This window comes from Buttiauxella cochleicola, assembly GCF_021282435.1.
In the GTDB taxonomy this organism is placed as follows: domain Bacteria; phylum Pseudomonadota; class Gammaproteobacteria; order Enterobacterales; family Enterobacteriaceae; genus Buttiauxella; species Buttiauxella massiliensis.
Genome location: NZ_JAJSOT010000003.1, coordinates 20,504 through 36,165, shown reverse-complemented (window position 1 = coordinate 36,165; position 15,662 = coordinate 20,504). Strand labels below are relative to the sequence as shown.

Genomic DNA, 15,662 nt, shown 5'->3' with positions numbered 1-15,662 from the left:
GCTGCGTAGAAAAGCAAAAAGCCCGCTTAGTTTCCTAAGCAGGCTTCTTAAATTTGGCTCCTCTGACTGGACTCGAACCAGTGACATACGGATTAACAGTCCGCCGTTCTACCGACTGAACTACAGAGGAATCGTTTGAACGAGGCAAATAGTAACGTCACGTTCAAAAAGAGTCAACGACAAAAATAACACATTGATTCAAATGGTTAAATTAAGCTCAACTTGTTGAATTAATGCACCGCATTTCCATTGGATGACTCGATGTTTTCACTCGCACGTAACCGTAATAACGGGTCCTGGCCATAAAACTGGCAAAAACGCTGATAAAGTGAAGGGAAACGAGGCGCGAAAAGCTCTGGGGCACTGAAAAAATACTCTGAGAGCACGGCAAAACATTCTGCCGGTTCAGATGCCGCATAGGCATCAATACTGGCGGCGTTTTCGCCCACCATATCAATTTCGTCCTGGATGTTGCCCATTGCCGCCTGGAGATCGTGCTCCCAGCCCGCAACATCGCGCAGCGCTATTAACGGAACGCCGCTGGCACGATCGCCATTACGCATATCCAGTTTATGAGCCACTTCGTGGAAGATGAGATTAAAGCCGGATGCGTCAAATGAGTCCTGCACATCAAGCCAGTTAAGAATGATGGGACCTTGCTGCCAGCTTTGACCAGACTGAACAACGCGCTGGTTATGCACCAGGCCAATGTCATCTTCCCATTCATCATCCACCACGAATGGGGCAGGGTAGATGAGGATTTCATGAAAACCATCCAGCCACTCGGTACCAAGCTCGAGCACCGGCAAACAAAACAGTAACGCGATCCTCGCGCTTTTTAGTTCATCAAGTTCGAATCCTTGCAAAGGCACCAGCCGCTTTTGCTGTAAAAAACGGTCAGCCAGACGGACCAGCTTTTTCTGCTCAGCAGTCGTGAGCGTTCCCAGGACCGGAATGGCTAAAGCCTGCTCCCACGGCAATACCGTGACAGCGGATGAATCATTTGATTTCCAGGGCCACTTAATCATGTTACTCGCTCGCAAAGTCATCTCTTGAACGGAAAACTACTATACCGTGACTGTGAAAATGCCGCACTAGTGGGGCACATGGCAGCGACCAGAACAGGACCGCCGAGAGAGGGGTTGCACCCTATATCTCTGTACCATTATTCAAACACTTACCAATTTTTCTTTCAACGACGCGGGTCACAGCTTGGGCGGGAAGCCATAAAATTATTTCTATCTTCAATGTTTGTAGTGGAAATATATGTATCGGCTATATGAATGCACGTTCCGGGGAGAGAAACCCAGAAAACCTGGGGTAGGGGTTTTGCTAGTTGCCAGACTGCATCTATAGTCTGAGCAGTTAACAAGGGAACCTACAGGTATTCAAAGTCTAATTAGTATTATTATCGATATCTATTCCCTGCATTTTTATAATCCAAAATGTCTTTTTGTCTAATATCTCTATTCTAATTTAACCGGATAAACTAAGAACTGATATTTTTGATTGCATTCATGATTTTTGTTGTTGTTTTTACTGAACTTTAATTCGGGCGGGAGTGGTTTTAGTGTTTGACCCTAAAACTGGCTGGATATTAAGTAAAGAATGTCTAAAATTACATATTTATAAAATTGCGCAATAAATAACCTGATGTTTGTGGGTTGTTAATTTGATGAGAAATGACATGATATATTACAATTTTAGGAATTATCCGGATTAAAAACAGCTATTTCATGCTGTTAAAAAACAGTGAAAATGTGATAAAAATCACACCCATGGAGATGCTCCACCTATCGCAATACATCAGCTAATTAATTGAGGGACATATGTCAGAGGTTATGGACGAAAAACCGACTCGTACTCCGGGCGGAAAATTGGCGCTGTGGTTGTTTTATGGATTTTGCCTGTACACGGTTTGGGCTGTGGTGCGTTACTTTTGGGTTGTCAGTGACGTTACCGGTGGTGATATGGGATCGCTCGGTGGAAAGTTGCTTGGCGCCTTAATGGGGTTATTGGTTCTGGGATCGGTTGCTGCATTATTAGGTGGTTTGGCCTGGTATACGCGGGCCAGGTAAATAAAATCGTGCCAATGTGGTCTGTTGTCAGCGCTTTACTTGCTTATTTTGTGATCTTGTACTCATATTAAGTACCGGGTCCAGCTGCGAAGTGAGGAGTACGTATGCCGATAGCCCACTGGCAAGAACGTTTTGATGAGTATTTGCAACACAACTGGTTGCAGGACGATAAAGCCCATGATGTGGCACATTTTCGTCGTGTATGGAAAACATCACAGCAGATCATGGAAACCACAGAGGCCGATAGGCTGGTGGTGCTAACCGCGTGTTATTTCCATGATATTGTCAACTTGCCGAAGAACCATCCTGAACGTCATCTTGCTTCCACACAGGCTGCTCAAGAGACTTTACGCATTCTGGATGCTCACTTTCCCGACTTTCCGCATCCGTTATACGATGCCGTTGCACATGCTGTTCGCGCTCATAGCTTTAGCGCCGGGATTGCACCTCAAACACTTGAAGCGAAAATTGTACAGGATGCCGATCGTCTGGAGTCTCTAGGGGCAATAGGGCTTGCGCGGGTTTTCTATACTTCTGGTGCGTTGGGGCGACCACTGTTTGACAGCGAAGATCCGCTGGCTTGCCATCGTGAGCTGGATGATGCCACTTATGCCCTTGATCACTTCCAGAAAAAATTACTTAAATTGCCTGATACCATGCAAACCGAGGCAGGACGTGCACTTGCTCTTCTTAATGCAGATTTCCTGGTGAATTACATGGCCAAACTTTGTGCTGAATTGAAAGGTGATTACTGCGGTATTGAGCAGGACGTAGTGCATCAATTTTCCTCCCAAAAAATTCCCTCTTAAAATTAAAGAGATGCCCGCAACGGTTGCGGGCTGTTCTGATTCTCTCTGGGTCAAATCAGTGATAGAGTGACACTCTATTTTCCCTGCCATGGTTCATGATGAACGACTTCGACACTATTGCCGTGCAACTCTCACAACAATCCCTCCGCCAGCAGCAGCAACAACTAGAAGAAGACTACGCACTCGTGAGCCATATTCTGGAAATCTATGACCAGAAGACGGTGGCACACCATTTGCGCCAGGTGAGTGGCGACTGGACTCGTGAATCGTTAAACCGTTGGTTTAACCGTAAATCGTCTCCGCGTACCTTGACGCCAGCTGAAAGCGAAATGCTGCAAAACATGTTGCCGCCATTGCCAGCGCATCATGGGAAATACACATTTAAATTTGTCGATTTATTTGCCGGGATTGGCGGTATTCGTAGCGGTTTCGAAGCAATTGGCGGCCAATGTGTATTTACCAGCGAGTGGAACAAGCATGCGGTGCGTACTTATAAAGCCAACTGGTATTGCAGCCCGGATAATCATCAGTTCAATCAGGATATCCGCGATGTCACTTTGAGCCATCGGGACGATGTCAGCGATGAAGAAGCTGCGGCACATATTCAGGCAACGATGCCCGATCACGATGTTTTGCTGGCGGGTTTTCCATGTCAGCCTTTCTCTCTGGCTGGGGTGTCGAAGAAGAATGCATTAGGGCGAGCACATGGATTTGCTTGTGAAACGCAGGGCACACTGTTCTTCGATGTGGCGCGTATTATTGATGCGAAACGTCCGGCAATTTTTGTGCTCGAAAACGTTAAAAACCTCAAAAGCCATGATAAAGGCAACACCTTCCGTATCATTATGGAAACCCTCGATAGCCTGGGTTATGAAGTGGCTGATGCCGCAATAATGGGGTCGGGGGATCCAAAAATTATTGATGGTAAAAACTTCCTGCCACAACATCGTGAACGTATTGTGCTGGTAGGTTTTCGTCGCGACCTCAATCTGCATAAAGATTTCACGCTAACTAAGCTCAGCGAGCTATATCCCCAACGGCGCCCAACCTTTGGTGAATTACTGGAACCTTCTGTCGACAGTAAATATATCCTGACGCCTACGCTGTGGAAGTATCTTTATTATTACGCCAAAAAACATCAGGCGAAGGGTAATGGTTTTGGCTATGGACTGGTTGATCCCCAAAACCCCGCAAGTGTGGCCCGTACATTATCAGCCCGGTATTACAAAGATGGCGCTGAAATACTTATCGACCGGGGATGGGATAAATCTCTTGGGGAAGCGGATTTTGACAATGCGGATAATCAGGTTCGCCGCCCACGTCGTTTAACGCCTCGCGAATGTGCGCGCTTAATGGGTTTTGAAGCGGTTCAAGGGAATGCATTCCGTATTCCGGTTTCGGATACTCAGGCTTACCGGCAGTTTGGTAATTCAGTGGTGGTGCCTGCGTTTGCAGCTGTTGCCAAACTGCTTGAATCTCGAATTGCTCAGGCGGTGGAGCACAGAAGTACTCCTGTATTGGACAAAGCAATCTGATACAACAGCCGCCGTTAACTCCGGCTTTAGCCACTGCTTTAGGCCGGAGTATTAATTTGTAGCAAACCATTGAGCATGTTTTTCAATGAGATGGTGAACATGTCATTACTGTTCCTGGCAAGTGCTTCGGCATCTGCGATTGTGCCGTAGTTCATGGTCAATAACAGTCGGGCTGCACATGCTAAATCAACTGTAGCACCGATAACACCTGCCTCTCTGGCTTCACTCAGGCGTGCCGTCATTAACTCTGTAATGGCCTGATATTTCTCTTCCAGCATTCTTGCCACCTCCGCATTACGCATCCCTTCCGCCATTATTTCCACGACTAACGCGCGTTGCGCCTGGTCTTCCTTCGCCAGCTGTAAAAATGAATCCACCAGATAATCTACCAGCCCTTCTCCCGCAATCGGGTCGCGAAAGTGCGTCAGCGCACGCTCCTGATCCTGAGCAATGATCGCCTGAATGAGTGCTTCCTTCGACGGGAAATGATGATAAAGCGTGCCAGGGCTGATATCGCATGCTTTGCAGATGGTTTTCATGGATGTGCTGTGAAATCCATTGCTGGAAAAACATTGTCGAGCCGCAGCCAGCGCGCGCTCAGGAGTAGGCAGAACTTCGGTCAACGTCATTGCGTATCCAGTAATAAAAATGGCCATTGATAGCAGTGTAAAAGAGTTTTCCTGACAGGCCCAGAGTTGTCGCTTAACTTTGAGAACCCATGGAATACCTTCCTGCGATGAGTGTACATGGAATACAAAAACAAATCGAATGAACGTTCGATTGAACAAAAAACCAATAAAGTCAATCATGTATTTCCTGATTGTGTGGGGTGGCGCACATCAACTGACTTGCAATATTGATTTTTATGATCGTCGTTTCAGAACGTTATTTCACGAATTTTTCCCACCCTGGCTTCATGCTAATTCTGTGCTTCCACATTTTTATCGGTATCTCCTGCCAGTTTTAGTCAGAAACCGGCAGGCACCATTCCTTCGTTTTGTTTAAGGATCTTTACTATGTTGCGTCCTACAGAAACCTCTTCCCGTGAAATTAAACGCCTCGATGGCCTTTGGTCTTTTTCAGTCGATACAAATGATGCGGGGATGGAACACGGCTGGTGGCGTCAGGATTTAGCGCAAAGCCGCGCCATCGCGGTACCAGGGAGTTACAACGATCAGTTTGCCGATGCGGGGATTCACAACTACGTGGGCAATGTCTGGTATCAGCGGGAAACACGCATTCCACGTGGCTGGGTAGACCAACGTATCGTGCTGCGTTTTGATGCTGTTACACATCGGGGAAGTGTATGGGTTAACGATCATTTCGTGATGGAACATCAGGGCGGGTATACCCCGTTCGAAGCAGATATCAGTCACCTGGTGGCAGCAGGTGAAACGGTGCGTATCACCGTTTGCGTCAATAATGAACTGAGCTGGAACACTATCCCTCCGGGTATCGTCACTGAGTTGGATAACGGTAAAAAGCAGCAGTCTTACTTTCATGACTTTTTCAATTACGCCGGTATCCATCGTAGCGTGATGCTTTACGCCACACCTACTGCGTATATTCAGGATGTTACGGTTGTTACTGATGTTGCGGAAAATACTGAACAGGCGACCGTAACCTGGAATGTGGTTGCTGATGGTGATATTCGGGTTGAGCTTCGCGATGGGCAGCAACAAATAGTGGCACAAGGGCTGGGGGCCACAGGTATATTTGAACTGGATAATCCTCATCTTTGGGAACCAGGTGAAGGGTATTTGTACGAGCTGCGGGTTACCTGCGAAGCCAATGGTGAGTGTGACGAATATCCAGTACGTGTCGGTATCCGTTCCATTACGGTTAAGGGTGAGCAGTTTTTGATTAACCACAAACCGTTTTATTTAACCGGTTTTGGTCGACATGAAGATGCAGATTTTCGCGGCAAAGGTTTCGACCCGGTGTTGATGGTTCACGACCACGCGTTGATGAACTGGATTGGCGCTAACTCCTATCGCACGTCCCACTACCCTTACGCGGAAGAGATGCTCGATTGGGCTGATGAGCACGGTATCGTAGTGATTAATGAAACCGCGGCGGTTGGCTTTAACTTATCGTTGGGAATCACTTTTGACGCAGGCGAAAGACCTAAAGAACTCTACAGCGAAGAGGCGATTAATGGCGAGACTCAGCAGGCTCACTTGCAGGCTATAAAAGAGCTTATTGCTCGGGATAAAAACCATCCAAGTGTAGTGATGTGGAGTATTGCCAATGAGCCCGACACCCGTCCAAATGGAGCCAGAGAGTACTTTGCGCCTTTAGCTAAGGCCACTCGTGAACTGGATCCGACACGTCCGATTACCTGCGTAAACGTGATGTTCTGCGATGCCGAAAGCGACACCATCACCGACCTGTTCGACGTGGTTTGTCTGAATCGCTATTACGGCTGGTATGTGCAATCAGGTGATTTGGAAAAAGCAGAACAGATGCTGGAGCAGGAACTGCTGGCCTGGCAGTCAAAACTACATCGCCCAATTATTATTACGGAATACGGTGTCGATACGCTGGCAGGAATGCACTCGGTTTATAACGACATGTGGAGTGAAGAGTACCAGTGCGCCTGGCTTGAAATGTATCACCGTGTCTTTGACCGGGTTAGCGCCGTGGCTGGCGAGCAGGTGTGGAACTTTGCCGATTTTGCTACATCACAGGGAATTCTACGTGTGGGCGGCAATAAAAAAGGCATCTTTACCCGTGATCGTAAGCCAAAGTCGGCAGCGTATGTATTGAAGAAACGCTGGAATGGCATGGCATTTGGTGAAAAACCGGTTCAGGGAGAATAAGGGATGAATCAACACCTGTCCTGGCGAACCATCATTGGCTACAGTCTGGGAGATGTAGCCAATAATATCGCCTTTGCTATGGGTGCATTGTTTCTGCTCAGTTATTACACCGACGTCGCAGGCGTCGGTGCTGCTGTTGCCGGAACCATGCTATTGGTTGTGCGCATTTTTGATGCCTTTGCCGATATTGCGGCGGGGCGGATTGTGGACAGCGTAAATACCCGTTGGGGGAAATTCCGTCCATTCTTGTTGTTTGGATCAGCCCCACTGATGCTGTTTAGCGTGCTGGTGTTTTGTGTTCCGGCTGACTGGAGTCATACCAGTAAAGTCATTTATGCGTATCTGACCTATATGGGACTCGGCGTGTGCTACAGCCTGGTTAACATTCCCTATGGGTCACTTGCCACCGCAATGACGCAGCAGCCTCAGTCACGCGCCAGACTGGGGGCGGCACGTAGTGTCGCGGCAGCGCTGGCTTTTGTCAGCCTGGCATTTATCATCGGGCCAAAAATTAGTGGCGTTAGCCCATCTGAAATTCAATCGGTCTACATTGAGTGGACGATTGCATTGGCGATAGTGGGCCTGATTCTCTACTTTATCTGCTTCAAATCAACCAGGGAAAATGTGGTGCGCATTGTTGCGCAGCCTTCGCTACATATCAGCCTGCAAACGTTAAAAAGAAACCGACCATTATTGATGCTATGTATGGCGGCGCTATGTATTTTGATTTCGACATTCGCTATTAGCGCCTCGTCACTGTTCTACGTGCGTTATGTTCTCAATGATGTCGGGCTGTTTTCCGTACTAGTGCTGGTGCAAATGCTGGTTGGTACGCTGGGTTCCGCACCACTAGTACCAAGATTGGTTAAGCGCCTTGGGAAAAAGAATACTTTCCTTATTGGTGCAGGTATCGGAATGCTTGGCTACCTGCTCTTTTTCCTGATGTCTGAACAAGCTCCACATTATGCATTTACAGCCCTTGCCATTGCTTCGGTGGGGCAGGGAATAACCATGACTGTGATGTGGGCGCTGGAAGCTGATACCGTTGAATATGGCGAATATTTGACCGGCGTGCGTATTGAAGGGCTGACTTATTCGTTCTTCTCATTTACGCGAAAATGCGGCCAGGCAATTGGTGGGTCTATTCCGGCATTTATTCTGGGAATGAGCGGATATATCGCCAACCAGGCACAAACGCCTGACGTCATAATGGGCATAAGAGTCTCAATTGCACTGGTGCCTTGCCTGTTTATGATACTGGCGTTTGTCATTATCTGGTTTTATCCATTAACGGATAAAAAGTTCAGTGAAATTGTGCAGGAAATTGAAGTGCGTAAGCGAGCTCAACAGCAATTAATTAATGACTTTACCGGATAACATCTTCGTAAAATAAAACCCTACAAGGTTAACTTATGAATATTAATGCGAAGCTCGTAGCTATTGTCATAGCTGCGCAAGCCGCCTGTACCTCTGTGTATGCCACATCTATAACAGAAGATGATTCCTCATTAAGATTACGCCTTAAAAATGAATTACGTAGAGCAGATAAACCCAGTGCAGGGAATGCCAAAGATATTTACGCCTGGGTTCAGGGCGGGTTAATTGATTTCAGAAGTCGCTATTATCAGAACCATATTAGCATAGAGGGTGGAGCATATTATGTTTATAAATTAGGAGCGCGTGCAGATATGAGCACTCGCTGGTATCTGGATGGGCACGATAGCTTTGGCCTGGCATTGGGTGCTGTTAATTTGAAATACACCGACAGCGCGTTATTAAAAGTTGGGCGTTTCGGCACTGATTACGGTTATGGCAGTTTACCCTGGCGAATTCCTCTGATTGCCAGTAGTTCGCAGCGAACATTACCGACGATTTCGGAAGGGGCGTTAGGATACCTTGCTGTATCGCCTAACCTGGAGTTTTGGGCTATGTGGCGCTCGCGAGTATTTAACTGGACGGATTCAACAACCGGGGTCCGTGATGAGGGGGTCTATAACGCAGCAACCGGGAAATATGATAAACATCGGCCGCGAACGTTCCTTGCATCCAGTTGGCATAATAGTGCAGAACGTTATTCTATCGGCGCTTCAATTCAGCAAGATGTTTCAACACAGCTGCAAACTATCCTGGAAAAACGGGTAGAGCTCAGCGAAGAATATGCATTAAAAGGCGAATTGCTGGGGATGTACATTCATCTGGATGGGTTAAGCCGTTCACAAGTGCAGCCAAATGAAACTTCGCTTATCAGCGGTCAACTAACCTGGATAACTCCCTGGGGAAATTTGTTTACCAATGCAGGATATTTACGGCACGCTATGAATGGTGCCATCGTGGATACCGACCTTGGTTACCCTTTTTCTCTGAGTCTTGATCGTAACAAAGAGGATATGATCTCCTGGCAGATTGGCGCGGGCTATAGCCTGACTCCCTCAACGAGTATTGTTGTGGCGCCAATAGTGACAAACGGATACGAATCAAGTCGCGAGGATGTCAAAATTGAAGGTGTTGGTGTACTGGTTGGTGCGAATTATCGTCAGATGCAAGGGCCATTAACAGGATTGAATATATTCCTTGCTATGGATAAAGGTCGGGAAAAACGAGAGGGTAGTGCGCCTGGCGACAGGTTGAATTACTGGGATATCAAACTCAGCATTCAGTATGACTTTACCCTGAAGTGACTATTTTTTAGTCAAGGGAAGCCCGGCATAAAGTTTGTGTCGGGCATCAATATCTTTTAAAGGAGCAACGATTAGTTAATATTAGTCGATCTCTTTTTCTCAAGGCTGACCCCATATCTGGCGGTCACGATGCCAGTCTGGAATTCCATTGTTTTTATTTGCTCAAAAGCATCATTGCCATCTTTAACATCCATATCCAGAAGCTGTGCACTTAGCGTTTTGACTAACAATTCGCCATTTCCTTTGTGCTCATAGCTCGCACCTTCAATACAGGATATTGTTGCCAGGCGGTCAAATAGCTGTAAATCTTCGGAAAGAAATGCCGTCTCTGTCATTTTCGTGCCGGTTTTATGTTGCCACAAATTGACCATTGCACTGCGATAAGTCTTCGGCGCTACAGTTTTGCAGCTCTTCACAATATCAGCATCAAGGATTGCGGCCTGTGAAATGGGGTTGGTCTGTCCATCCATGGCTTCATTCCAGTGAACCATATAATCCTGAGTAATATTATTTTCTGCTTCTCCTGCCCATGTGCTGAATACGCCACTCAACAACAAAGTTGGGATGAATAATGCTTTGTATAGCTTCATGTTATCGTCTTAAACAAGCCCAGTCCGGGCATAAAAAGTTAAATAGAATATTTGATATAATGAAGAGCTTTTACATGCCAACAAAATAATGCTACTGATGTTAACAACTTAAGTTTTTCTTCTTCATAATGGGTGCTGCGGAATATAGATTGCCATTTTAATTCTACAGATCAAAGTTGAAATTATTTCAAAAATGGCTAAATGATGAGCAGGAATTGATGTATTTTTAGTTGATACATGATGTTAGAAGAATAGTTGCTGTCGTGGAATGTCCAAAAGTATACATAATTAAATTCATCAATATTCATTTTTGGCAGCGGAAATAATTTCACTATTAAATTATTTTTAATTATTCGCAGCGGAGCCATTATTTTTTATAATGTATGTTATGTGGTTGTTGCTAATATTGGACTGAGTATATTAATAACGAGTAAGAGAGCCGCTAATGGTTGATGTGCATAGTAAGGCGATTCGCAGCAAAAACATGCGCGCCATTGCAACGCGCGACACTGCTATTGAAAAACGGTTGTCGGGTTTATTGAGCGACTCTGGCTTTGCGTTTCGCGTGCAAGATGCCTCGCTTGCGGGTCGTCCGGATTTTGTTATTGATGAGTATCGCTGCGTTATTTTTGCTCATGGCTGTTTCTGGCATCACCACGACTGTTATCTGTTCAAGGTTCCGGCAACCCGCACCGATTTCTGGCTTGAGAAGATAGGTAAAAATGTGCAGCGCGATAAGCGAGATATACAGCTTTTGTTGAACGAGGGTTGGCGGGTGCTTTTAGTCTGGGAATGCTCATTACGTGGGCGCGAAAAACTCAGTGATAGCGCGCTTTGTGAACGGCTTGAAGAGTGGGTCTGTAGTGGGAATAATTTTGCCCAAATTGATGGGCAGGGCATACACACCGTCGCAGATAGTGGGTGGCAAATGCCACCCACGAGTTGATTACTTCTCTACTTCACACGGGGTGATCACCGGCTTTGGGGGCAAGAGGTATTTCCCAAGCGTAACCAGTACAACTGCAAAGATAATCACGCCGAGTGCCAGCCATTCTATTGGTGACAAGCTTTCTCCGGCGAAACCCGTACCCAAAAGCACCGCCACTACTGGATTGACGTAGGCATAACTGGTCGCTACCGCAGGTGCCACATTACGAATCAAGTACATATAAGCGCTGATCGCAATAATAGAACCAAATAGTGAGAGATAAGCCACCGCTATAAAGCCTGCTGGTGTAGGCATTGCAGTCAGGCGTTCGCCTGTTAACGCCGATGCGACCAGAAGGACAATGCCTGCCGCAAGCATTTCTACTGCACCGGCCATCAAGCCGGTTGGCAATTCAATACGCGACCCGTAAACCGAACCAAACGCCCAGCTCAAGGAACCAATCAGAATTAACAACGCGCCCCAGGGATTACCACTCAGGTTTCCACCGCTATTAAGTAACACGATGCCAGCAAGGCCAATGGCGATGCCTAGCCACTCCAGTTTGCGCGTTTGAATGCCGAACAGTCGGCTAAAGCACAAGGTAAATAGCGGAACCGTTGCGACCATGACTGCGGCAATACCCGATGGAACATGCTGATGTTCTGCGACAGTCACAAAACCATTGCCAACAGCCAGCAATAACACGCCAATTAACGCGGCATTAAGCATTGGGCGCATGGCGGGTAACTTATGGCCCCGCAGTAATAAAACGCTCATCAACAACACACCAGCAACCATAAATCGCACGCCAGCCATCATAAATGGCGGCCAGCTTTTCACGCCTACGGCGATAGCAAAATAGGTGGAGCCCCAGATGATGTACAACGAAAATAGTGCAGCAACCAGCGGCAATAACTGACCAGAACGAACGCGCATGTTTCCTCTCTTTACCCTTCCTGCAACTCGAATTATTCAGGGTAACTAACGCTAATAGAGCTAATAGTTAACGTCAAAACTATCTTTCTGGCGAGGATTTTACTTGTTTAAAGAATGTTAATTTTTATTGACAGATGAGTTTGATATTCGCCAGCTAACTTTTGTTCCATACTATTGAGTAGACAAACAAAAAAGGATGCTCATTTTGGCTGGAAGTAGCTTACTAACATTGCTGGATGATATCGCCACTTTGCTGGACGATATCTCGATGATGGGGAAACTGGCAGTGAAGAAAACTGCCGGGGTATTGGGAGACGATCTCTCCCTTAACGCACAACAAGTTTCTGGGGTCCGGGCAAACCGTGAATTGCCGGTGGTGTGGCAAGTTGCGAAGGGGTCGGCCATCAATAAGCTGATCCTCGTTCCTCTGGCTCTGATTATTAGCGCTTTTGCACCGTGGGCCATCACGCCATTATTAATGATTGGCGGCGCTTTCCTGTGTTATGAAGGCGTGGAAAAAGTCGTTCACACGCTCCAGGCCCGTAAGCACAAGGAGACACCGGAAGAGCGCCAGAAGCGGTTAGATGATATTGCCGCGCAAGACCCGCTGGTTTACGAAAAAGACAAAGTGAAAGGCGCGATTCGTACCGATTTTATTCTCTCTGCTGAAATCGTGGCGATTACGTTAGGCATTGTCGCCGAAGCGCCTTTGCTCAACCAGGTGTTGGTGCTATCGGGAATAGCGCTGGTCGTGACGGTAGGGGTGTATGGCCTGGTGGGGATTATCGTTAAGCTCGACGATCTTGGTTTTTGGCTGGTTGAGAAAACCTCGTTTATCGCACGCGGGATCGGCAAAGGGTTATTAGTGTTGGCACCGTGGCTGATGAAATTCCTCTCTGTTGTCGGAACTCTGGCTATGTTTTTGGTCGGCGGCGGCATTCTGGTTCACGGTATTCCGGTTCTTCATCATGCCATTGAAAACTGGGCGCAGAAGGTCGGTGGTGCCGTTCATTTACTCGGGCCAACCGTAGCAAACCTGGTTATCGGTTTTGTCATTGGCGCCATTGTGCTGGCAGTCGTTAATGGCATAAGCCGCCTGCGTGGGCGCACAGTTCACTAATTTTTTGCGTAAATTTTCCTGGTTTGCCAGGCAAAACACCAGGTCATTGTCTATAACTGTAGAAGTTTTCACCCCTGATACAGGAGGCAGTTATGGTCTTTGTGGTCAGCGATGAAGTCCAACCTAAGAATGGTGGCCCAAGGATGATTGTTACCGGGTTTTCCAGCGGTATGGTGGAGTGTCGTTGGTATGATGGTTTTGGTGTAAAGCGCGAGGCCTTCCGAGAGGATGATTTGGCCCCACTGGCAACAGGAGGCGGCTCGCAAGGATAAGCCTCAAATGCCCTGTCATTGACGGGGCATTTTTATTTCCTGATTACCATTCGTTTTGAGGGTAATATAATTCTCATGAATATATTTACCCTTAGTAATAATCCTGAGTGGTCATGTATTCTCTACATATTAGAACTGACCCATGACCAGGGTGTCATGGCACCGTCAGACTTGCCAGGTTTATAGATGATTGCGGTTTCAGGGAGAGTGTCAGTGTTAGGCAATGCATTACAACGCGTGATCGGCCGCTTCAAAAATCCGCAGAAGGTCGTTAATCTTTGTTTTATCTTCGTATTTTTGTTCTCTACCGTGCTGACATGGCGAGAGGCAGTGGTACTTGAAGGGGCCTATGTCGCCAACCAGCGCAATAGTCTCGATAGCGTTGCCACTTTGCTTGACCGACAGCTCCAGCACAGCATCGACAATCTGCTGTTTTATCGCAATGCGATGCTGTACGCGCTGCAATCCCCGATTTCAACGGACAGAACCCGCAAATCCCTGGCCGATTTTGATACCTTGCGTACCCAGCCTTTTTGGCAATTACGCCTCGATTTAAGCCGTAGTTTGCCGATGAGCGGCGTGTCTGATGAATTTGTAAATAAAAGCCCATTGCTCGACCGGGATGAGCACACACTTCACTCAGAATTAAGCTCGGCGCTGGAATTAAGCTATATCATGCGCTTATCCGACAGTTCCGGGAAAATGCCGCAGCGCATGTTCTATGCCTCGCGTAGCGGGTTTTTTTTGACGAATACGCCGCCCGCCAACGATCCGAATATCGTCTCGCTTTACTACCGCTTGATTGCCAGACCCTATTTTTCCTCACAGTCACTGCAAAATAACCCACAGCGGTCTTTGAAGTGGACACACACGTTTAATGGCAACGATACATCAGGGCAGATTGTTACCGCTTCGGTCCCGCTTGATTTTAACGGGCGTTGGTATGGCGTACTGGCTCTCGATTATCCTATCGAATCAATCCATAACTTCTTGCGGCAAGCCAAATATGACGACCATGAAGGCACGGTGCTGCTCTACGATAACGAATTAAATCCTATTGCGACTTCGGCCAGGAGTTTGCCGCAACATGAGCTGTTTACCGCACCCCAATTGGCGCGAATTGCCAATGTAGTCACTGCCGCAAAACCGGGGGGGCAGGGGGAATTGCGTATGGATAGCCGTTTCATCACCTGGGCGAAGCTGAATAACTTTGATGGTTTGCTGATTAAAGTCCATACCCTGGAAGAAGGGGTTCAGGGTGAATTTGGTCGTATCAGTATCGTTCTGAGCATTCTGTGGACGCTGTTTACGCTTATGCTGTTTGCTTCATGGATGGTGATTCGCCGCCTGGTCAATAACATGTTTAGCTTACAACAAACCCTGACCTGGCGGGCTAACTATGACACGCTAACTCGTTTGTACAATCGCGGTGCCTTCTTCGAGATTGCACGTAAATTGTCGCAGGAGTGTGAGCAGCAAGGGTTACCTTTCTCGGTTATTCAGATGGACCTTGATCTCTTCAAAAGCATAAACGACAGATTTGGCCATAGTTGCGGCGACAAAGTACTTATCCATGCGGCAGCGATGCTCAGTGATGCATTTCGTACGGGAGATATTGCCGGACGCGTCGGCGGTGAGGAGTTCTGTATCGTGCTGCCTGAGACAACGCTGGAAGAGGCGACAAAAGTGGCTGAACGCATCCGTGTGCGTATTAACACTAAGGAATTACTCATCAAGCAAGGCACTACGGTAAGGATAAGCGCCTCATTTGGTGTGAGTAGTTCGTTTGAATTTAATGATTATGATTTCGAACGCCTACAAACTTACGCTGACCATCGGCTGTATAAAGCGAAGCAGGGTGGTCGTAATCAGGTCTGTAATCACGATTAAACTG

Annotated in this window: 14 protein-coding genes and 1 tRNA gene; 10 read left to right on the top strand and 5 right to left on the bottom strand. The window is 47.2% G+C overall.

Features of this window, described 5'->3' with window-relative positions:
* Positions 1 to 54: 54 nt before the first annotated feature.
* Both LVQ77_RS09065 and mtfA read right to left on the bottom strand, forming a co-directional pair.
* Positions 55 to 130, bottom strand: a tRNA-Asn gene (locus LVQ77_RS09065).
* A gap of 100 nt (positions 131 to 230) precedes the next feature.
* The gene (mtfA, locus tag LVQ77_RS09060) at positions 231 to 1,028 is read right to left on the bottom strand and encodes a DgsA anti-repressor MtfA (protein ID WP_232904252.1); all 798 of its coding nucleotides are present in this window, start codon (positions 1,026 to 1,028) and stop codon (positions 231 to 233) included.
* Between the two features lie 813 nt (positions 1,029 to 1,841).
* Between mtfA and drpB the strand changes: the two genes are divergently transcribed.
* From drpB to LVQ77_RS09045, 3 genes are all read left to right on the top strand, one after another.
* Positions 1,842 to 2,078: a cell division protein DrpB gene (gene drpB / locus LVQ77_RS09055; RefSeq protein WP_064512143.1), complete on the top strand. Its 237-nt coding sequence runs from the start codon at positions 1,842 to 1,844 to the stop codon at positions 2,076 to 2,078.
* A gap of 104 nt (positions 2,079 to 2,182) precedes the next feature.
* Positions 2,183 to 2,887: a phosphohydrolase gene (locus LVQ77_RS09050; RefSeq protein WP_064512078.1), complete on the top strand. Its 705-nt coding sequence runs from the start codon at positions 2,183 to 2,185 to the stop codon at positions 2,885 to 2,887.
* Positions 2,888 to 2,985: 98 nt separating this feature from the next.
* On the top strand, positions 2,986 to 4,422 hold the full coding sequence (locus tag LVQ77_RS09045; RefSeq protein WP_232904251.1) for a DNA cytosine methyltransferase: 1,437 nt from the start codon (positions 2,986 to 2,988) through the stop codon (positions 4,420 to 4,422).
* A 38-nt stretch (positions 4,423 to 4,460) separates the two neighbouring features.
* On the opposite strand, the gene LVQ77_RS09040 is transcribed toward LVQ77_RS09045, so the two are convergent.
* The gene (locus LVQ77_RS09040) at positions 4,461 to 5,051 is read right to left on the bottom strand and encodes a TetR/AcrR family transcriptional regulator (RefSeq protein WP_232865315.1); all 591 of its coding nucleotides are present in this window, start codon (positions 5,049 to 5,051) and stop codon (positions 4,461 to 4,463) included.
* Positions 5,052 to 5,438: 387 nt separating this feature from the next.
* On the opposite strand from LVQ77_RS09040, the gene uidA reads away from it, so the two are divergent.
* The 3 genes from uidA to uidC are packed head-to-tail and all read left to right on the top strand — an operon-like array spanning position 5,439 to position 9,922.
* Positions 5,439 to 7,244, top strand: coding sequence for a beta-glucuronidase (uidA, locus tag LVQ77_RS09035; RefSeq protein ID WP_232904250.1), 1,806 nt, complete (start codon positions 5,439 to 5,441; stop codon positions 7,242 to 7,244).
* 3 nt (positions 7,245 to 7,247) lie between these two features.
* Positions 7,248 to 8,621: a glucuronide transporter gene (gene uidB / locus LVQ77_RS09030; RefSeq protein WP_232904249.1), complete on the top strand. Its 1,374-nt coding sequence runs from the start codon at positions 7,248 to 7,250 to the stop codon at positions 8,619 to 8,621.
* 35 nt (positions 8,622 to 8,656) lie between these two features.
* Entirely contained in the window at positions 8,657 to 9,922 is a 1,266-nt protein-coding gene (gene uidC, locus LVQ77_RS09025; protein WP_232904248.1) for a glucuronide uptake porin UidC, read from the top strand.
* Between the two features lie 71 nt (positions 9,923 to 9,993).
* Here uidC and LVQ77_RS09020 read toward each other — a convergent pair whose 3' ends face one another.
* Positions 9,994 to 10,512, bottom strand: a complete 519-nt coding sequence (locus LVQ77_RS09020) for a hypothetical protein (RefSeq protein WP_232864718.1) — start codon at positions 10,510 to 10,512, stop codon at positions 9,994 to 9,996.
* A 445-nt stretch (positions 10,513 to 10,957) separates the two neighbouring features.
* On the opposite strand from LVQ77_RS09020, the gene LVQ77_RS09015 reads away from it, so the two are divergent.
* On the top strand, positions 10,958 to 11,458 hold the full coding sequence (locus tag LVQ77_RS09015; protein WP_232904247.1) for a very short patch repair endonuclease: 501 nt from the start codon (positions 10,958 to 10,960) through the stop codon (positions 11,456 to 11,458).
* On the opposite strand, the gene yedA is transcribed toward LVQ77_RS09015, so the two are convergent.
* The gene (gene yedA / locus LVQ77_RS09010; protein ID WP_232904246.1) at positions 11,459 to 12,376 is read right to left on the bottom strand and encodes a drug/metabolite exporter YedA; all 918 of its coding nucleotides are present in this window, start codon (positions 12,374 to 12,376) and stop codon (positions 11,459 to 11,461) included.
* Positions 12,377 to 12,581: 205 nt separating this feature from the next.
* Here yedA and LVQ77_RS09005 point away from each other — a divergent pair, with 205 nt between their 5' ends.
* From LVQ77_RS09005 to dgcQ, 3 genes are all read left to right on the top strand, one after another.
* Positions 12,582 to 13,496, top strand: a complete 915-nt coding sequence (locus tag LVQ77_RS09005; RefSeq protein WP_232904245.1) for a DUF808 domain-containing protein — start codon at positions 12,582 to 12,584, stop codon at positions 13,494 to 13,496.
* A gap of 92 nt (positions 13,497 to 13,588) precedes the next feature.
* Positions 13,589 to 13,768: a YodC family protein gene (locus LVQ77_RS09000; protein ID WP_064512072.1), complete on the top strand. Its 180-nt coding sequence runs from the start codon at positions 13,589 to 13,591 to the stop codon at positions 13,766 to 13,768.
* A 213-nt stretch (positions 13,769 to 13,981) separates the two neighbouring features.
* A complete protein-coding gene (dgcQ, locus tag LVQ77_RS08995; RefSeq protein ID WP_232904244.1) occupies positions 13,982 to 15,658 on the top strand; it encodes a cellulose biosynthesis regulator diguanylate cyclase DgcQ in 1,677 nt (558 codons plus the stop codon).
* The last annotated feature ends 4 nt before the right edge of the window (positions 15,659 to 15,662 follow it).